Source organism: Clostridium chauvoei (genome assembly GCF_002327185.1).
Taxonomy (GTDB): Bacteria; Bacillota; Clostridia; order Clostridiales; family Clostridiaceae; genus Clostridium; species Clostridium chauvoei.
This window is the reverse complement of the sequence record NZ_CP018624.1, coordinates 1,083,880-1,101,927: the sequence shown is the minus strand read 5'-3', so window position 1 is coordinate 1,101,927 and position 18,048 is coordinate 1,083,880. Positions and strand designations below refer to the sequence as shown.

Genomic DNA, 18,048 nt, shown 5'->3' with positions numbered 1-18,048 from the left:
ATTATTAAATAAATTTTATACTTCTTCTAAAACTTACTTTTTATTCATATAATTATTTATTATCAAAGTAACCTAAATTGAAATTTTTAATATTATAATTATTAACAAAAAAATTTATGGGAGGATTATAATGAAAAGTACATTGGAAAAAATCGATTTTTTAAAGAATCAATTATCAAATTCTGATTTTATAAAAAAAGAAATAGATGGTTTTAGTTTAATAAATTATACCTTGAAAATTAAACTTAGAGCTTTAACATTAGATACTTTAGGAGATATTACTGTAATTCTTAAGAATATAAAAACTAAAGAGATTTATATTTGTGATTCATATTTTAATGGAAAGATCTTAGAAGTTCATTTAGATTCTCTAAATTATTTATGTACAGATAATGAATATATGCCTTTAATTGTAATTAAAGAAAGTGATACTATTAAAATTTTATATCCTATTCTTAAAAAAAATTATGTTCAAATATTTAATGATTATGATGCCTTATTATCTTCTCCAGTATCTTGGTATGTACGAGCATTAGATAATGGAGAATTTAGACTTTCTACTATAGTTAAATCTAATTTTTGTAGTTAAAATATAAGACTAGTAAAAATCCTACTAGTCTTATATTTGCTATAAAATTAATTTATTATCTTCTGCAAGCAATTTATATTTTTGAAATACTTCATCTTCTATATAAAAGGTTGGAAATTTCAATTCATAATTACCCCATATTGTTATTGGTAGTTGTGTAAAATAAAATGTTATAAAAAACAACTCTCTTGTAGATAGCTTCACAAAAAAAGGTACTAATCTTTTGTCCTCAATAATAAAGTAATTTGTATTTAAATTTATATTATTTTTTATCTTATTTAAAATATATTTATCCTCTTCATCTAATAATTCACTTAATCTATTAAAGGATTCATAATCTAAATCTTTCAAATAAAAATCTATTATCAATGGCTTATCCTTATTTTTTTCTTTATTTATATCAAAGGATTTTTCCATAAAACTAATAAAGCTTTTTTCTTTTATTAAAAAATCTTTATTAATGCTACTTAAAAGAGTGGAATTATTATATTTTTCTAATCCTTCAAATATGTTATTTAATCTTATATTTACTAAATTTTTAAATTCTTGTTCTGATATTGGTTTTATACAACTTAAAATATCTATCATCTTTTCCTACCTTAATATTTTATAATTAGATTCCCATTCTATAATTTGCCCTCTAACTTTGGACATTAATGCATTTAAGCTTTCTGCTTCTATCTCTTTTAATTCATTTATATTTTTATTTTTAATTACTTGAATGTATTTAGTAACATTATTTTTCTTATCGCTTACTTCAACTATCTTACCTTTTTCTATATCCATTATAAAACCTCCTTAGAATAACATATAATAATAGTATTATTTGCTACTAAATATGGTTTTAAACAAAAAACTCAGTCTTTAATAAACTGAGTTTTTATATCTATTTTGAAAATTTTGCTTTTAAGAATCCGAAAATGTCTGTATATGATGTTGCTATTCTTTCCTTTACTATTTTATTTCCATTGAAAAGATATGCATATAAATAATTTTTACCTTCTAATATGTCTTTTATTCTATAAATTATTAATGTATCTTTCCCTATTACATTTTTAGAAGTTTGTATATGCCTATTTAAGTACTGTATTCTTTCAGTTGAAGCTACTTCAACAACTTGCATAAATGATGTATTGCTTTTTTCTTTGTCTATATTTTCTAATAAACTATCTATAGATTTTATATCATTTACTAAATCCTCTTCTATGGAGTAATAAAATACTACATCCTTAGGCATAGCCTTTAAATCATCGTAATCTCTCCATATCAATTCTATTTTATCATTTATATTATTATTGTTTTCATCTATCCCTGTAACTATAGATGAATATCCTAACACTTCACCTACTGAAACCATATAATCTATTTCTTTTTTTAGAATCTCATATCTTGTACTTTCTCTATTTAAATCAAATTTAATATAATTTCTAACTAGACCTTCAAATATATTCATTAAATCAAATGCAAACATAATCCCAACTCCCACTTAATTCTCTATTTAATTAATATTTTACCATAAAATATTCTAATTAAATAGTTAATTCGTTTATTTCCTCCAATATAATACTTGCTTCTCCTGAACTAACAAGAACTACTAAATAATCTCCTGATAATATTTCAGTTTCTCCTTTTGGAATTATTTCTCTGTTGCCTCTCTTTATTGCTACTAATAAAGCCTTTTTAGGCCATTTTATATTTTTTATTTTTTCACCATCAACTATACTTCCCATATTAACACCTATTTCTAAAAGTGTTTTATTATAGGTTTCATGTTTTTCTTCTATTTCTTCTGGCTTAGATTTTAATAATTTTTCTAATAAACTTTCATATACTCCTTCTGACTTCATTAAGTCTGAAGTTATGTATGATACCATTACTACTATAGTTAAAGGCAGTAAATGTTCAAAACTTCCTGTCATTTCTGTTATAAGTACTATCCCTGTAATAGGTGCTTTTACTATTGAAGCAAAATGACCTGCCATAGCTAATATTATAAAGTTTACTATAAATAACGCTGGCGTATTAGTAAAATTACAAATAATTAAACCATAAATATTTCCTATCAATGCTCCTAGTACTAATAAAGGAAAAAATATTCCTCCTGGAACCCCTGAACCAAAGCTACAAAATGTAAATATAAACTTTATTAATAAAAATAAAATAAGTACTTTTAAAGTGAATCCACTTGTAACTAATGACATTATTAAATCATGTCCTCCACCTAATAATATAGGTGCTATTAATCCTATTATTCCTGCCATTATAAATGGAATCATTACCTTATGTCGTTTTTTTAATTTCTTAGCTTTTCCATAAATATCTTGGGTTTTAAGTATTCCCTTATTAAAAAGAACTCCACTTATACCAACTAATATTCCTAATAATATTAATGTCCAATAATACTTTAAAGGTAATACTAAAACTGTACTAAATTCAAAGGCTGTATTTAATCCTAAAAATTGTTTTGTTATAAAATCAGATGCTAATGCTGCTGCCATAGCAGATAATAACACAAGCGGTGAAAAGTTTTTATGCACTTCTTCTAAAGCAAACATAACTCCTGATAACGGAGCATTAAATGCAGCTGAAAGTCCAGCTGATGCTCCTGATGTAATAAGATATTTTTCTTCTATATTAATTCTTTTTAGCTTTTTACTAAAGCCTTCTCCTATAGCTGCACCCATTTGAACTGAAGGACCTTCTCTTCCTATTGAAAGTCCTGCTGCTAATGCTATTACTCCACCTACAAATTTATAGAATAAAACTTTAAACCAATTAGCCTTTAACTTTCTTGTTAATATTCCTTCAACTTGAGGTATCCCACTTCCTGATATCATAGGTTCTCTTTCAACCATAATACCTACTATATATCCTAATATACATAATATAAAAAATACAATAGCTATTTTAAAGGGGTTACCACTTGCATAAGTATAAAAACCTTTAAACTTTTCCCCTCCCCATTCTGCTAATCTTCTGTTTAAAACTATTACTAGTCCTGCAATCACCCCTATTACAGCACCCTCTGCAATTAGTTTGAATCTTAAGTTCTTTCTTCCTGTTAATACTTTTGACGTATTTTCTGTACTCATATGTCCCCCTATTTTTAAATTTTCCACCTTAATATTTTATACTTATTTTACTTATCAATCAAAGTCTATATTTTTCTGTATTTTGATAAACTAACTTAAAAAAAGACAAAAACCCAGATTAATAGGTTTCTATCTTTCTTTAAGCTTTTATTATACAAAACTATCTAAAAGTTTCTTTAATGCATTCAAATTTTCTTTATCTTTATCACCATATTTATTTACTAATAAAACTATAGTACATAAAATCATGTATATTAATTTTTCTAACTCTTCCTTCTCTCTATTCTTTAACATGGTATTATTTTCTTTTAAAAATATTAAAATATTTTGAACTATCTTATCAGTATTTATTTCTGCCTTTTCTTTAGGTAAAAAATCTCCTGTTATAAAATAGTTTCCTAAACCTTTTCTATCTTTAATATCATAATATAAATATTCTACTATTTTATTTATTTTTTCCCTATCACTTAAATCACTGATTACTATTTTTTGTAATTTATTAAAAGTACCTTCCCAACTAGATTCTAATACTTTTATATATAAACCCCTTTTATTACTATAATAATTATATAATGTTCCTACAGCTATATTGCTTTCTTTTGCAATTGCTTTCATATCTACATTTTCATAACCCTTTTCTCCAAAAAGTTTTATAGCTGCATCAAATATTTTTTCTTGTAGGTTTTCTATTACCTTCGGCATTACTATAGTCGCCTCCTTTGTTATTACTTAATATTATTGTAACAAATTTAACAAGATAACCCAATATATTTATTATATTTTATACATTAATTAGTAATATTTTTACTTTTTTTAAAGTTGTAACAAAATTATAATTTTAAAATAATCTATTACTATGTAAGAAATTTAAACGGAGAGAATACATGTTTAAAGAAGCAATGGATTGTATTGACGCAGGTACAGAATTTTGTCCTTGTCACTTAGCAGAATCTGGAGAATGCATATTATGTTCTCAATTACACGGAAGTTGTTTTTGTGATTGTTCTAATTGGAAGGGGGTTTGTATTTATCAAGAATTTAAGTATAATGGTTCAAAAGCTAAAGAAGGTAGAAAAACTTATAATTGTTTAGTTAAGGAAAAAGTTTTACATCAACCTGATGTATTACTTATTAAATTTGAAGCACCTCATAAGCTTGCAATAGATTTGGTTAAGCCAGGTAGTTTCGTTTTTATTAGAACAGATACAAACGTATATTTTGATGTCCCTATTTCTATATTAGAATCAGATATAGAAAATAATATTATTTCAATAATGATTGAAGTTAGAGGTATAAAAACTAAAAAATTACTTGATATAAACCAAGGTGATGAAATAACTATAAGAGGACCTTATTGGAATGGCGTCTTTGGTATTAAAAACATACAAAAGCAAAAAGAAAAAAATGTTTTGGTAATGGCAAGAGGAATAGGAATGGCTCCTATGATGCCAGTTATAAGAAAACTTAGTGAAAATAATAACAATATTACTCTTATATTAGATAGAGAACCTTATGAAGATATTTATGTAACTAATTTTCTAAAAAAATATAATATAACTCCAATTGAAATGAATTTGGTGGATAAAGGTGAACTATCAGCAGAAGGAAAAACAGCATTGAAAACTTTAGTAAACGAAAAAAATATAACACATGTTCATGTTGCTGGTGCTGATATTTTAACTTATAAAGTAATTGATTATTTAGATGAACTAGATAGAAAGGATGTAACCTTATCTTGCTGTAATAATACAAAGATGTGTTGTGGTGAAGGCGTTTGTGGTAGTTGTACAGCTAGATTTAAAGGTCATAAAGTTAAAAGATTCTGCAAAGTTCAAGCAGATCCAAGAGATGTTTTTGAAGGGAGAAGATTTATATGATAAAAGTTATAGTTGTCGGTGGTGGTTGGGCAGGTTGTGCTGCTGCTGTTACTGCTAAAAAAGCTGGTGCTGATGTATATCTATATGAAAAAACCGATTTGCTATTAGGTTTAGGTAACGTTGGTGGAATAATGAGAAACAATGGTAGATGGACAGCCTCTGAGGAATTAAAAGAATTAGGTGCTGGTGATCTTATTGATGTTGTAGATAATTCCTCAAGACATAAAGATCTTGATTTTCCAGGTCATAAACACGCTAGTTTATATGATGTAAATATTATCGAAGGTAATGTAAGAGAACATTTAAGTAATATTGGTATAAATATCTTTACAGAAAGTAGAGTTACTGATGTAGAAGTAACAGAAAAGAAAATCAAAGGTATATATTTAAGTGATGCTTCTTACGTAGAAGGCGATGTATTTGTGGAAACTACAGGAACTACAGGTCCTATGGGTAACTGTTTAAGATATGGTAATGGATGTTCTATGTGTGTTTTAAGATGCCCTGCTTTTGGTCCTAGATTAAGTATAAGCGAAAGATGTGGTGTATCTGATATTCAAGGTGAAAGAGATGATGATATCTTAGGTGCATTTTCAGGTTCTTGTAAACTTGCAAAAGAAAGTCTTTCTGATGAAATCCTTGAAGAATTAAATACTACTGGTAAAGTTATTCTACAAGTTCCTAAAGAAGATGTTAATTATGGTAAGCTTAGTACTAAAGTATGTCAACAATATGCTTTAAAAGAATTTGCTGAAAATATCATTCTTCTAGATACTGGACATGCTAAACTTATGACTACGTATTACCCTCTTCAAAAATTAAGAAAGATAAAAGGCTTGGAAAAAGCGAAATATGTAGATCCATATGCCGGAAGTAAGGGAAATTCAATAAGATATCTTTCTGTAGCTCCAAGAACTAATGATTTAAAAGTAGAAGGTGTAGATAATCTTTTCTGCGCTGGTGAAAAAAGTGGATTATTTGTTGGTCATACTGAAGCAATTTGCACTGGTAGTCTTGCTGGTCATAATGCTGTTAGATTAGCTATGGGTTTACCTCTTTTAATACTACCTGCATCTATAGCTATAGGTGATATAATATCTTATGCCAATGAAAAAGCTAAAACAAGAGAAGGTAGAAAAAATAGATATACCTTTGCTGGAGCTGGATACTTTAAACGAATGGTTGATCAAGGTTTATATACCTTAGATAAAGAAGAAATTGCAGCAAGAGTTAAAAAGGTAAATTTAGATAATGTTTTTGCTCAAAAACTTATAAATAATTAAAAATATAAATTTATATATTAGTTTTTACTATAACTAAAAACAAGAAAGCTATATTAATATAAATTGATATAGCTTTCTTAGTTATATTATTTTTTTTCATATTCCTTAATATCTATTTTAGTATTGCTTATAAGTGGAGACTTATAACGTTCTTTATTATTATCTTTTAGAACTATTTTCCCTAAAACATCTCCTTCTCTTATATCTAATACAGGTTTAAATACCTCTACTTCTAAATTATCATTCTCTTTATATCCATATTTAAATTCTTCATCTTGAATTACAGCACCTAAATCCATGAAACCTTCCTTTTCTACTAATTCTTTTTTAGATACTGTTTTTAAGGTGTTTGTTTCTATTACATAATTATAAATTTTTTCTGTTTGATTCCATCTATCAACACAATTTAATACTACTATTATTATATTTCTTCCATCGTGATTTACAGAAGAAACTAAACACTTTCCTGCTTGACCTGTATATCCAGTTTTTACGCCATTAGCTCCTGGAATTCTATATAATATTTTATTTATATTTTGATAATCCCTTGTAAAATTATATTTTTCTTTACCTATAGATTTTTCTCCAACTATTTCTCTAAAAACTTCACTTTCCATCCCTTTTGAAGCTAAAACAGCTAAATCATATGCAGATGAATAATGCTTTTGACTATCTAATCCATGAGGAGATTCAAAATGTGAATTTAAAACTCCTATACTTCTAGCAAAATCATTCATTATATTTGCAAATCCTTCTACTGATCCCCCTATGTCTTCGGCTATTGCTATTGCAGCATCATTTCCTGACCTAAACATAAGTCCAAATAGAAGTTCTCTCATAGTTATTTCTTCACCGGCCTTATACCCTACAGTTGATCCTCTAATTGATGAAGCATTTTTACTGATGGTTACTTTTCTATCTAAATCTCCATAATTAATGGCTATCAATGATGTAAGGATTTTTGTAGTACTTGCCATTGGAACTATTTCGTATCCTTTTTGATCCCAAAGTACTTGCTTTGATTCTGCATCAATTGCTATAGCATTTCTTGCACTTACTCTTAATGGCCCCTTAGTATCAACTTTAGTATTATCTACATCATAGCTATCTTCCTCATCTAAATTAATAATTTCATCGTCTGTATCTATATCTTCTTCTTTAATTACTGCTTTTGGAGAAAATATAATACATTGTGTTGTTAATAACAATGTTATTAATACTATTGGTATTTTTTTAATTTTTTTCATAAAATCACCCTCTAAATTAACCATCTATGACTAGTGTGTTCTAAAAGTAAAATTTTAAACCTGATAATCAAAAAAAATTTTAGTTTATTTTAATAATTTATGGTAATACTATAAGATAATCTCATTAGGAGGATATTAATGGTTATAATTATTATAGTTTCATGTATACTTTTATTATTTTTACTCCCTATTCCACTAAAAATAACAATATATAAAAATAAGGCTTACTTTCATATAAAGGTCTTCAACTTAGTTTTATTATCTCCTGAAAAAGGAATATTAAATGATTTATTAAAAAAACCTAACGAAAAAAAATCTTCAAATAAAAATATAAATACTAAAGTTAATAAGCATAATCTATTTTCAAAAAAAATAAAAAGCTTTCCTTAATATCACTATATAGAAGTATTACAAATAATAAATTTAGACCTTGGTTTAAACTTAAAGGCGAGCTTGATTTCGCCTTTAATGATGCTGCATATACTGCTATAGGTTATGGATTATTATGTAATCTTAACCCTATACTTTTTGCTGTTTTTAATCAGATTTTTTCAGTAAAAAAATTCAAATTACAAATTAATCCTCATTTTAATGAAGATAAAATATTAAATTTTACTATCTCTAGTATAATTTACTTTAATCTTGCACATGCTATACGTATATTATATTTAATATATAATTCTTTTGAAAACATAGAGGAGGTGTCCCCTGTTTAGGGATATATTATGGCAAATGAACATCCAGTAGAAAATTTAATGAGAAGTACTATGGAAAATTTAAGAGATATGATAGATGTAAACACCGTTATTGGTGAAGCGGTAGAAACTAGAGATGGCAGTTATATCATCCCAATTTCAAAGGTTACATTTGGATTTGCTTCAGGAGGTAGTGAATTTGGAAATCAAAGTAAATCCTCACCTAATCAAGATGCAAAACATCCTTTTGGTGGTGGTTCTGGTGCAGGAGTTACTGTAAAACCTGTAGCATTTCTAGTAGTACGAGAAGATTCTGTTAGATTATTACCTGTAGATCAAGATAATGCTTGCGATAGAGTAGTTGATTCTATTCCTACTGTTTTAGAAATGTTTAAAGGCTTCTTTAATGATATAGGTAAACATAAAAAACATAAAGATAAGCATCAATCTGATAGTTGTAATATTTGTGATTCTTCAATTGATCAATGTAACTGTGATGATACTGATTCTTCATCTAATAATCTTCATTAATTTTCATAACATTTCAAATGTAAAAAGTACAGAAATAAATTCATTTCTGTACTTTTATATTATAACTCTTTCATTGCGTTATTTAAAATTTCCAAAGACTCATCTTGTTCTTTTTCAGAATATAAATCTAAAGATGGAAGGTCATTTAAAGCCTTAAGCCCGAATTGTCTTAAAAACTCTTCCGTTGTTCCAAACAAAATAGGTCTTCCTGGAACCTCTAATCTTCCAACTTCTTTTATCAACTCTTTTTCTATTAATCTTTGAATAGCACTTTCTGACTTTACCCCTCTAATTTCATCTATATCAACTCTTGTAATTGGTTGTTTATATGCTATAATAGCTAAACTTTCAAGAGAAGCTTGAGATAAGGATTGACGTTTGTTTTTCTTTAATAAACGTTGTACAAATTCACTATTTTGTGCTTTAGTTACTAATTGATATTCTCCATTTATAGAAATTAGTTTTATCCCTCTAGATTCCTCTTCATACTCATCCATCATCTCATCTAATATTTTTTCTAATACTTTAGGTGCAACTTCTACATTAGAACTCAATGTTTTTAAATTTAAAGGCTCTCCACTTACAAATAATAAGGATTCAATTGAAGATTTTATTCTATTCTTTTTAGATGCACCCTGAAACTCGAACTGATTTATTTCTATTTTATTCATTATTTCTCCTTTTTATTAATATGTTCCCAAAACTATTATCTTGAAAAACCTTAATCATTCTTAACTTTATAAGTTCTAATAAAGCTAAAAATGTTACAACTGTTTCCATTTTACATTCACTTTCTTTTATAAAATCATTAAATTCAAATACTTTAACACTATTAAGTTTATCTAATACATATTGCATTTTATCTTCAAGCTTATACCTATCTACAAATATCTTTTTTGTATTACATTTTCTCGGTTTTGTTTAAGCCTATAATTCTCAAGTAATTCATTATATAACTTATATAAATCTAATAAAGTAACATTTTTTAACAAATCTTCTGTCTTTATTTTTTCTTCTTCCTCTTGGATTAATTCAGGCATTTTAGTGTATACATCACCTGAACTAATATATCTATCTTTAAAGAATCTAGAAACTCCTTTAAACTTCTTATATTCTATTAATTTAGTCATAAGATCTTTTTCTACATCTTCTTCGTTTTCTTCTTTAATAACTACTTTTGGAAGTAATTTTTTAGATTTTATTTCTATTAAAGTGGCTGCTACTACTATAAATTCTGATGTTATTTCTAGATCCATTTCTTTCATTTCTTCTAAGTACTTTAAATATTGATTAGTGATTTTATATATTTCTATATTATATATATCCATTTCATGCTTTTTTATTAAATGTAATAACAAGTCAAAAGGACCTTCAAAATCTGCCACTTTTATCTTAGGCATTTCCATTAAACTATCACCTCCATATTATAGAATATATGTACTTTATTATATATTCTATAATATCAACTTTCATAAAAAAGAACAAGAAAAAGTGAACCTATTAAGGTTCACTTCTATTATATCCCTTTTTTAAACATATTCTTCATATTAAACTTAAAGTTTTCAAAGAAACCACCTTTTTCTATATCTCTATCTGCATATAGTTCTACTTCTCCAACTTTTTCTTCTCCTAAGTAAACTTCACATCTACCTACTATTTCTCCAGCTTTGTATTCCTTTTTAACTTCATCCATAACAAGTCTCTTTTCTAGTTCACCATTGCTTCCTTTAGGTAATACAACTATTAAATCATCTTTTGCCTTAGCTATAAAGAATTTATCTGTTTGTTTACTTAAATAAACTGTATCAACATCTTCATCTTTTGCAACAAGCTTTTTACCCTCATATTTTGAAAATCCATAATTTAAAAGCATTCCTGCATCTCTATTTCTAATCTTATATGTAGGCGCCCCCATTATAACTGAAAGCATTCTAACACCATTTTTTGTTGCTGTTGCACTTATACAATACTTAGCCTCTTCTGTATAACCAGTTTTTAATCCATCACAACCATCAAAAAATCTAACTAATTTATTATGATTTACTAATTCTATAGGAGATTTACGACCTTCTGATATAGTTTCCATATATGTACCTGAGTATTTTAATATTTGAGGATGTTTTAATAATTCCATAGACATTAGAGAAATATCTCTTGCTGTTGATTCATGTCCTGCTGCTGGTAATCCATTACAATTTTTAAATGTTGTATTAGTCATTCCAAGCTCTTGTGCTCTTTTGTTCATCATACCAACAAATGCTTCTTCTGTACCTCCTAAATATTCAGCTAATGCCACTGCCGCATCATTTCCTGATGCAATTGCTACACCTTTTAATAACTCCTCTACAGTTCTAATTTCTCCTGTTTCAAGAAGCATAGTGCTACCACCCATTTTTTTAGCATTTTCGCTACATGTAACTTTATCTTGTAATGTTATCTTTCCGCTATCCACTTCTTCCATAGTTAATAGCATAGTCATTATTTTTGTAACTGATGCTGGCGCAAATTTTTCATCTATATTCTTTTCATAAATTAACTTTCCTGTGGTTGGTTCTATAAGTAAAGCTGACCTTGCTTCTACATCAATACCTTCATCATTAAAGACCTCAGTAGTCCACTCTTCATAAGTTTCCTCAACACCATCATCAATATTTTCATATGTTTGTTCAACATTTTGATAATTTCTTTCCTCTGCTTTTATTGGTAAACTTGTTAGGCAAAATAAACTCAAAGCAAAGATAGAAATTCTTTTTATAAAACTCTTTTTCATTTTATATAGCCTCCCTTCAAGCTTATTATTACCAAAAAAAATAAAAATATGATAAAAAGAAATAAATTTCTTTTTATCATATTTTTTAATTTCTAAAAACTATTTTACTATATCATAGATTAATGGAATGTTGTTTTCAAATTTTTCTGTAATAACAAAGTTTTCTTTAATCTTCTTAGAAGTTTTAGCTATGTTATTTTCATCATTGCTGTGGATATAAGCTAATACATCACCCTTACTAACTTTATCCCCTCTCTTCTTATTTAATACTATACCAACTGCTAAGTCTATTTCACTTTCCTTAGTTGCTCTACCAGCACCAAGTTCCATAGCTATTAAACCGAATTCTTCAGCATGTATCTTTGATACAAATCCATCTTCTTCACACTTAACTTCTACTACATGTTTAGCCTTTGGAAGTTTTTCTACATCATCAACATATGATGCATCTCCACCTTGTGCAGCAACAAATTCTTTTAATTTAGCTAAACCTTTACCGTTTTCAATGTTTTGCATAAGAAGTTTTTTACCTTCTTCAAAATCTTTAGCTATCTTACCACATACTAACATGTTGCTTCCTAATGTTAATACTAATTCTAATAAGTCTTTAGGACCATTTCCTTTTAATAATTCTATAGCTTCTTTTACTTCTAAAGCATTACCTATTGCATATCCTAGAGGTTGATCCATATCTGAGATTACACCTATTGTTTGTCTTCCACAATGTGTTCCAATATCAACCATAGCTTGTGCAAGTGCTTTAGCATCTTCTGGAGTTTTCATAAATGCTCCCTCTCCAACTTTAACATCTAATACTATAGCATTTGAGCCTGAAGCTATTTTCTTACTCATGATACTTGCAGCTATTAATGAACGGTTATCAACTGTTGCAGTAACATCTCTTAAAGCATATATCTTCTTATCAGCTGGTGTTATATTTCCAGTTTGACCCATTATAGCTATTCCAATATCATTTGAATTCTTTATAAATTGTTCTTCTGTTAATTCTACTGTAAATCCTGGGAATGATTCTAATTTATCTATAGTTCCACCAGTATGACCAAGTCCTCTACCAGACATTTTTGAAACTGGAGCTCCTAAAGATGCAACTAATGGAGTTAAACATATACTTGTTTTGTCTCCAACACCACCTGTTGAATGCTTATCAACTTTAACTCCTTTAATTGAGCTTAAATCTATTTCATCTCCTGATCTAACCATTGCCATTGTTAAATCTGCTGTTTCTCTTTTATTCATTTTATTAAAGAAAATAGCCATTAATAATGCTGATGCTTGATAGTCAGGAATTTCTCCCTTTGTATATCCATTTACAAAGAATTCGATTTCTTCTTTACTTAATTCTTCACCTATTCTTTTCTTTAAAATAACGTCGTACATTCTCATTTTATTTGCCTCCTAATTTATCCCATAATAAGTCATTCTATTTTTTCAATTTAAATTTAAATTATAGTATTTCTTTTAAGAAACTCTTTCCATCTATATCGTTTTCTATATTAAAATAATCTAATATAGTCTTACCAATATCAGTAAAGCCTGTTCTTGTTCCTAAATTAACTGGTTTTATATTCTTTCCATGTATTAAAACTGGAATATATTCTCTTGAATGATCTGTACTTTCAGTTGTTGGATCACATCCATGGTCTGCAGTTAAGATTAAGATATCTTCATCTGTCATCTTTGCATAGATTTCCTTTAATCTTCCATCTAAATCTTCGATTGCTTTACCATAACCTTCTGGATTATTTCTATGTCCATATAACATATCAAAATCTACTAAGTTAGTAAATATTAATCCTTCTTTTACTGTATCCATATATTTAAGAGTTACGTCTACACCATCCATATTATTTTTTGTGTGAATAGCTGATGTAACACCCTTTTGATTGTAGATATCTTCAATCTTACCTACTGCTGCTACTTCTTTTCCATCTTCTTTTAAATATTCTAACATAGTCTTTGAGAATGGATCTAATGCATAATCTCTTCTGTTAGAAGTTCTCTTATACTCTCCTGATTTACCAATAAATGGTCTTGCTATTACTCTACCTACAGCATGTTCTCCAACAAGCATTTCTCTTGCTATTTGACACATCTTGTAAAGTTCTTCTAGTGGAATAACGTCTTCATGAGCTGCGATTTGGAAAACTGAATCAGCTGAAGTATATATTATAGGGTTTCCAGTTTTAACATGTTCATCCCCTAACTCTTCTATTATTGCTGTACCTGATGCAACACAGTTACCTAAAACAGCCTTCTTATTTACTTTTGCTAAGAATTCATTTATTATTTCATCTGAGAATCCATCTGGATAAGTATTTAATGGTTTTTCTAAGATAACTCCACCTATTTCCCAATGACCTGTAACTGTATCTTTTCCTTTTGATCTTTCCATTAATCTTCCATAAGCGCCTGTTGTTTTAGCTACTTTTTTTAATTCTGTAACACCTTCTATGTTACCAAAACCTAAGCTTTCTAAATTAGGTATATCTAATCCCCCACAAGCTTTATAAACATGATCTAAAGTATGACTTCCTGCGTCTCCGTAAAGGTCTGCATCTGGTAATGCACCAACACCTAAACTATCCATAACTACTAAAATTGCTCTTTTCATTAAATTAAACTCCTTTCGTTTTATAAAGCCCCTAAATTATATTGTTATTATGCTCTAGGATGGGAGTTTTTATAAACTAAGTTTATTTTATCATTATTTATTATTTCATAGTAAGTATCCATATAAGTAAGAACCTGATTTCCTAACAGCTTTTGAACTGCCCTAACATTTGCCCCATTTTGAAGTAAGTGTACAGCAAAAGAATGTCTAAAAGTATTTAAGTTTACTTCTTTTTTTATTCCCGCCTTATGAGAATATTCCTTAACTATCCTCCATACTCCTTGTCTTGTTAGTTGATTTCCATTTAAATTTACGAAAAGATTGTCCACACCAGCTGAAGCAATCTGATCTCTTACTTTAAAATATTCCTTTAAAGCTTCTAATGCACTTCTTCCAATTGGAATTAATCTTTCGTAATTTTTATTATCATGGCATTTAACAAATGATAAATCTAAGTTAACATCCCATACTTTTAAACCAATTATTTCAGAAACTTTCATTCCAGTAGCATACATTAACTCAAGTAATGCATTATCTCTAATTCCTTTATTACAATCCTTATCAACTATCTTGATAATTCTGTCTACTTCTTCTACAGTAAGAATCTCTGGTAATTTCTTTGCTGTAGCTGTACTTTTGTAATAAATCTTAGGAATCTCTTGAACTACCTTCTGATCTTTTAAATAATTATAAAAACTTCTTAAGCTTATAACTATTCTATTAATTGATCTTTCTGACTTTCCTTGTCCTAATAAGTACTGAATATACCCTAAAACTGAAACATTATCAGTTTCATTTATGTCCATATTTTTACTATTTAAATATTTGACATACAAATTTACATCTGTTACATAGGCATATACTGTATTTTCGCTCTTATGACTTTTTAATAAAGATTCCCTATAATCATTTACTATCTCTTTCATAACTCTCCCCTATCCTATTTTATATTTATTCGACAAAAATTTATAATTCCCTTTTTTTATTTTCATTTGTTTATACTATTTTATAAACTTTTGTGATTATTATTTTAATTAAACTCGGGCAAATATATGTTTCAACAATAACCCCGACCACAAAGAGGCCAATAAAAATGCTAAGTTTCATTAATAATTGGTTTGTTATTATTCTATTAGTCTTATTTCCATTAAAGAAGTGTTCCTTTAATTTTCTTGAAGAAATTTCTAATGAAATTATACTTATCCCTATAAAAAATGGTATATATAAAATATTCTGCGGCAAAGTTGATGCAAGTGCTACCCATATTCCTTTTCCACTAAAAGTTGTTAATAAAAAACTAAATGTATAACCTAACGTAAATCCTTTTATTAAATCTATAATTAATATAAAAGGTGTTCCAAATACAGTAAAACCTAAAGCTATTATTAGAGCTATCATAAAAATGTTACTTTTTAATATATCAAAAAACAATGCTCCTCTATCTATTGGTTTTTCTCCTAAACTTTTAATAAAGTCAGTAAAGTAGTTAGACAAATCTTGTGCATCTCCTCCGTTCATATACCTTACTACATAAGATCCTAAAATAATACCAACAAAGAAAAATACTAGTACTAAAATATATAGAACCTTATTTTCTTTTAAATTTGAATTTAATTTACTTACTATACTCATTTTATAACCCTCCTCTATAGTCGCTATAAAACATCATATGATTATAAAATACGTATTATTCATAATTGAATATATGTAACATCTATTTTTTCTTTTAAACAAAAAAGGTACGTAATTTAAAAATCTAAATTACATACCTTTTTATCTATAAATAAGCTAAAACACTTACTGTCTTAGTATCTATAATCTCTCCTGATTTAACTTTTTCTTTAACTTCTTCTAAAGACATAACAACTAACTCTGTAAATTCATCTTCATCACAATTTTTTTCACCCTTAATTAATCCAGTAGCTTTATATAAATGGATTATCTCATCACAAAAACCAGGAGCTGTTGCAATACTACCTAAATAAATTATTTCTTTAGCTTTATATCCTGTTTCTTCTTCTAACTCTCTTATAGCACAATCTTTAGGTTCCTCATTTAAATCAAGCTTACCTGCTGGAATTTCTAATAAAACTTTTTCTAATGGTTTTCTAAACTGTTTTACTAATATAACTTTTTCATCATCTAAAAATGGAATTATAGCACAAGCTCCAGGATGTTTTAAAATATCCCTATTTCCAACATTTCCATTTGGTAATTCTACATCTACATTAATAAAGGTCATAAAATTACCCTTATGTATTACTCTCTCTTTTAAAGTTTTTTCATTTAAATCCATAAATAAGCCTCCTTAGCTTATATCTTCTATTTTTCTTATAATATTTTCTACCATATACTTTATACCTTCAATTTCAACCTTATTATCTAAAAGTCTTATTATTAACTCCATTTTCATCATAGCAGCTATACAATTCAACTTAACTTTTATCACTTCTTCAGAATTAACTTCAAACTTTACTTTATGTCTCTTTAAGATTTTCATCATAGTATTTTGATCAATTTTAAAAGGTATTGTAGCTATAACTTTTTTATTCCCAACAGATCTATTTTGTCCATATCCTAATGAAAAAAACAATATAAATGCCCAATAAAAAAGTTGTTTCTCAAATATAAATATAGAAATTAAATTTATACTTACTAGAATTACAATACTTGGAACAACTGCCTGTAAAAAACTAACTATTCCATTATCAAGTTCTGTGTACTTAGCGTTAACATTATAATGCATAAAACTCCCCCCGTCCTTTATAATTTTACACTACTACGTAACTATTATCTATATGTTACATTTATTTAAAAGGGGATTTTAAGATATATTCTCTAAACACATTTTTCTTAAAACATCAAAATAAACCTCAGTTTCCGTTGTAAAAAGTAACTTTTTTATTTTTTCTTTTTCACTTAATTTATCTAACGTATTTATATACTTTTCAATCAATCTATATCCTATAAAATATCCTGTTCTTGAAATACCTCCTACATTTTTTCTTGGACATATAAAATCAGAATATTTATTCTCATCATTTTCCAAAAGAACATTAAATATTTTATTAAAAAGGTACTTTTCATTTTTCTTACACCATTCTAAGTCATCTTCAGTCATAAGTAATCCTAAATCATCTCTTGTATCTAATTGATTAGTTATATAAGAAGCTCTTCCTTCTTCAATTAAATGCCACATACTACTTTATTGAGTTCATCTAAAATATTAGGATACTTACCTATGGAATTATATATACTTAAAGAAAACTCTTTGAAACCATCTTCAAAACCCTTTGCCTCTACATAAGCATTTAAAAACTTATTATTATAAA

20 protein-coding genes and 2 pseudogenes are annotated in these 18,048 nt (G+C 27.3%); 6 read left to right on the top strand and 16 right to left on the bottom strand.

Annotated elements, in window-relative coordinates:
- Positions 1-130: 130 nt before the first annotated feature.
- Positions 131-589 carry a hypothetical protein gene (locus BTM21_RS05205; RefSeq protein ID WP_021875766.1) on the top strand — a complete coding sequence of 153 codons (459 nt, stop codon included), beginning with the start codon at positions 131-133 and terminating at the stop codon, positions 587-589.
- A 39-nt stretch (positions 590-628) separates the two neighbouring features.
- On the opposite strand, the gene BTM21_RS05200 is transcribed toward BTM21_RS05205, so the two are convergent.
- The 5 genes from BTM21_RS05200 to BTM21_RS05180 all read right to left on the bottom strand — a co-directional run bounded on the left by BTM21_RS05200 (position 629) and on the right by BTM21_RS05180 (position 4,383).
- Positions 629-1,177, bottom strand: coding sequence for a hypothetical protein (locus BTM21_RS05200; RefSeq protein ID WP_021875767.1), 549 nt, complete (start codon positions 1,175-1,177; stop codon positions 629-631).
- A 6-nt stretch (positions 1,178-1,183) separates the two neighbouring features.
- A complete protein-coding gene (locus BTM21_RS05195; protein WP_021875768.1) occupies positions 1,184-1,375 on the bottom strand; it encodes a hypothetical protein in 192 nt (63 codons plus the stop codon).
- 100 nt (positions 1,376-1,475) lie between these two features.
- Complete coding sequence (locus BTM21_RS05190; protein WP_079481385.1) at positions 1,476-2,060, bottom strand: hypothetical protein; 585 nt, start codon at positions 2,058-2,060, stop codon at positions 1,476-1,478.
- Positions 2,061-2,118: 58 nt separating this feature from the next.
- Positions 2,119-3,681, bottom strand: a complete 1,563-nt coding sequence (locus tag BTM21_RS05185) for a ClC family H(+)/Cl(-) exchange transporter (protein WP_079481386.1) — start codon at positions 3,679-3,681, stop codon at positions 2,119-2,121.
- Between the two features lie 150 nt (positions 3,682-3,831).
- Entirely contained in the window at positions 3,832-4,383 is a 552-nt protein-coding gene (locus BTM21_RS05180) for a TetR/AcrR family transcriptional regulator (protein WP_021875771.1), read from the bottom strand.
- Positions 4,384-4,565: 182 nt separating this feature from the next.
- Between BTM21_RS05180 and BTM21_RS05175 the strand changes: the two genes are divergently transcribed.
- Positions 4,566-5,558 carry a sulfide/dihydroorotate dehydrogenase-like FAD/NAD-binding protein gene (locus tag BTM21_RS05175; protein WP_021875772.1) on the top strand — a complete coding sequence of 331 codons (993 nt, stop codon included), beginning with the start codon at positions 4,566-4,568 and terminating at the stop codon, positions 5,556-5,558.
- A complete protein-coding gene (locus tag BTM21_RS05170; protein ID WP_079481840.1) occupies positions 5,558-6,841 on the top strand; it encodes an FAD-dependent oxidoreductase in 1,284 nt (427 codons plus the stop codon). Before BTM21_RS05175 ends, BTM21_RS05170 begins: the two co-directional genes overlap by 1 nt.
- Positions 6,842-7,155: 314 nt before the next feature.
- On the opposite strand, the pseudogene BTM21_RS05165 reads toward BTM21_RS05170, so the two are convergent.
- Positions 7,156-8,112, bottom strand: a pseudogene (locus tag BTM21_RS05165) (D-alanyl-D-alanine carboxypeptidase family protein); the annotation flags it as partial.
- A gap of 114 nt (positions 8,113-8,226) precedes the next feature.
- Between BTM21_RS05165 and BTM21_RS05160 the strand changes: the two are divergent.
- From BTM21_RS05160 to ytfJ, 3 genes are read left to right on the top strand one after another with little or no spacing between them, the layout of a single operon-like run.
- Positions 8,227-8,478: a hypothetical protein gene (locus tag BTM21_RS05160; RefSeq protein WP_096145363.1), complete on the top strand. Its 252-nt coding sequence runs from the start codon at positions 8,227-8,229 to the stop codon at positions 8,476-8,478.
- Complete coding sequence (locus tag BTM21_RS14215) at positions 8,448-8,804, top strand: DUF2953 domain-containing protein (protein WP_096145468.1); 357 nt, start codon at positions 8,448-8,450, stop codon at positions 8,802-8,804. Before BTM21_RS05160 ends, BTM21_RS14215 begins: the two co-directional genes overlap by 31 nt.
- A 9-nt stretch (positions 8,805-8,813) precedes the next feature.
- Positions 8,814-9,314: a GerW family sporulation protein gene (gene ytfJ, locus BTM21_RS05150; protein ID WP_021875776.1), complete on the top strand. Its 501-nt coding sequence runs from the start codon at positions 8,814-8,816 to the stop codon at positions 9,312-9,314.
- A 59-nt stretch (positions 9,315-9,373) separates the two neighbouring features.
- Here ytfJ and scpB read toward each other — a convergent pair whose 3' ends face one another.
- The 10 genes and pseudogenes from scpB to BTM21_RS05100 form a co-directional block, all read right to left on the bottom strand.
- A complete protein-coding gene (scpB, locus tag BTM21_RS05145; RefSeq protein WP_079481388.1) occupies positions 9,374-9,985 on the bottom strand; it encodes an SMC-Scp complex subunit ScpB in 612 nt (203 codons plus the stop codon).
- Positions 9,978-10,720, bottom strand: a pseudogene (locus tag BTM21_RS05140) (segregation/condensation protein A). The gene scpB and the pseudogene BTM21_RS05140 overlap by 8 nt, the downstream one beginning before the upstream one ends.
- 110 nt (positions 10,721-10,830) lie before the next feature.
- Positions 10,831-12,084, bottom strand: coding sequence for a D-alanyl-D-alanine carboxypeptidase family protein (locus BTM21_RS05135; protein ID WP_021875779.1), 1,254 nt, complete (start codon positions 12,082-12,084; stop codon positions 10,831-10,833).
- A 99-nt stretch (positions 12,085-12,183) separates the two neighbouring features.
- On the bottom strand, positions 12,184-13,488 hold the full coding sequence (locus BTM21_RS05130; RefSeq protein ID WP_021875780.1) for a pyrimidine-nucleoside phosphorylase: 1,305 nt from the start codon (positions 13,486-13,488) through the stop codon (positions 12,184-12,186).
- Positions 13,489-13,549: 61 nt separating this feature from the next.
- Positions 13,550-14,716, bottom strand: coding sequence for a phosphopentomutase (locus BTM21_RS05125; protein WP_021875781.1), 1,167 nt, complete (start codon positions 14,714-14,716; stop codon positions 13,550-13,552).
- A gap of 47 nt (positions 14,717-14,763) precedes the next feature.
- Positions 14,764-15,642 carry a tyrosine-type recombinase/integrase gene (locus BTM21_RS05120; RefSeq protein WP_021875782.1) on the bottom strand — a complete coding sequence of 293 codons (879 nt, stop codon included), beginning with the start codon at positions 15,640-15,642 and terminating at the stop codon, positions 14,764-14,766.
- Between the two features lie 70 nt (positions 15,643-15,712).
- Positions 15,713-16,348, bottom strand: coding sequence for a stage II sporulation protein M (gene spoIIM, locus BTM21_RS05115; protein WP_021875783.1), 636 nt, complete (start codon positions 16,346-16,348; stop codon positions 15,713-15,715).
- Positions 16,349-16,493: 145 nt separating this feature from the next.
- On the bottom strand, positions 16,494-17,012 hold the full coding sequence (locus BTM21_RS05110) for an NUDIX domain-containing protein (protein ID WP_021875784.1): 519 nt from the start codon (positions 17,010-17,012) through the stop codon (positions 16,494-16,496).
- A 12-nt stretch (positions 17,013-17,024) separates the two neighbouring features.
- Complete coding sequence (locus BTM21_RS05105) at positions 17,025-17,462, bottom strand: hypothetical protein (protein WP_021875785.1); 438 nt, start codon at positions 17,460-17,462, stop codon at positions 17,025-17,027.
- Between the two features lie 78 nt (positions 17,463-17,540).
- The gene (locus BTM21_RS05100) at positions 17,541-17,915 is read right to left on the bottom strand and encodes a gliding motility protein GldB-related protein (RefSeq protein ID WP_021875786.1); all 375 of its coding nucleotides are present in this window, start codon (positions 17,913-17,915) and stop codon (positions 17,541-17,543) included.
- Positions 17,916-18,048: the final 133 nt, after the last annotated feature.

What these genes read in the sequence shown, in the direction of transcription:
- BTM21_RS05125 (WP_021875781.1), bottom strand. Translation starts at nt 14,716, where the DNA reads ATGAAAAGAGCAATTTTAGTAGTTATGGATAGTTTAGGTGTTGGTGCA.
- BTM21_RS05110 (WP_021875784.1), bottom strand. Translation starts at nt 17,012, where the DNA reads ATGGATTTAAATGAAAAAACTTTAAAAGAGAGAGTAATACATAAGGGT.
- scpB (WP_079481388.1), bottom strand. Translation starts at nt 9,985, where the DNA reads ATGAATAAAATAGAAATAAATCAGTTCGAGTTTCAGGGTGCATCTAAA.
- BTM21_RS05100 (WP_021875786.1), bottom strand. Translation starts at nt 17,915, where the DNA reads ATGTGGCATTTAATTGAAGAAGGAAGAGCTTCTTATATAACTAATCAA.
- spoIIM (WP_021875783.1), bottom strand. Translation starts at nt 16,348, where the DNA reads ATGAGTATAGTAAGTAAATTAAATTCAAATTTAAAAGAAAATAAGGTT.
- BTM21_RS05105 (WP_021875785.1), bottom strand. Translation starts at nt 17,462, where the DNA reads ATGCATTATAATGTTAACGCTAAGTACACAGAACTTGATAATGGAATA.
- BTM21_RS05200 (WP_021875767.1), bottom strand. Translation starts at nt 1,177, where the DNA reads ATGATAGATATTTTAAGTTGTATAAAACCAATATCAGAACAAGAATTT.
- BTM21_RS05205 (WP_021875766.1), top strand. Translation starts at nt 131, where the DNA reads ATGAAAAGTACATTGGAAAAAATCGATTTTTTAAAGAATCAATTATCA.
- BTM21_RS05120 (WP_021875782.1), bottom strand. Translation starts at nt 15,642, where the DNA reads ATGAAAGAGATAGTAAATGATTATAGGGAATCTTTATTAAAAAGTCAT.
- BTM21_RS05180 (WP_021875771.1), bottom strand. Translation starts at nt 4,383, where the DNA reads ATGCCGAAGGTAATAGAAAACCTACAAGAAAAAATATTTGATGCAGCT.
- BTM21_RS05130 (WP_021875780.1), bottom strand. Translation starts at nt 13,488, where the DNA reads ATGAGAATGTACGACGTTATTTTAAAGAAAAGAATAGGTGAAGAATTA.
- BTM21_RS05175 (WP_021875772.1), top strand. Translation starts at nt 4,566, where the DNA reads ATGTTTAAAGAAGCAATGGATTGTATTGACGCAGGTACAGAATTTTGT.
- BTM21_RS05190 (WP_079481385.1), bottom strand. Translation starts at nt 2,060, where the DNA reads ATGTTTGCATTTGATTTAATGAATATATTTGAAGGTCTAGTTAGAAAT.
- BTM21_RS05160 (WP_096145363.1), top strand. Translation starts at nt 8,227, where the DNA reads ATGGTTATAATTATTATAGTTTCATGTATACTTTTATTATTTTTACTC.
- BTM21_RS05195 (WP_021875768.1), bottom strand. Translation starts at nt 1,375, where the DNA reads ATGGATATAGAAAAAGGTAAGATAGTTGAAGTAAGCGATAAGAAAAAT.
- BTM21_RS05135 (WP_021875779.1), bottom strand. Translation starts at nt 12,084, where the DNA reads ATGAAAAAGAGTTTTATAAAAAGAATTTCTATCTTTGCTTTGAGTTTA.
- BTM21_RS05185 (WP_079481386.1), bottom strand. Translation starts at nt 3,681, where the DNA reads ATGAGTACAGAAAATACGTCAAAAGTATTAACAGGAAGAAAGAACTTA.
- ytfJ (WP_021875776.1), top strand. Translation starts at nt 8,814, where the DNA reads ATGGCAAATGAACATCCAGTAGAAAATTTAATGAGAAGTACTATGGAA.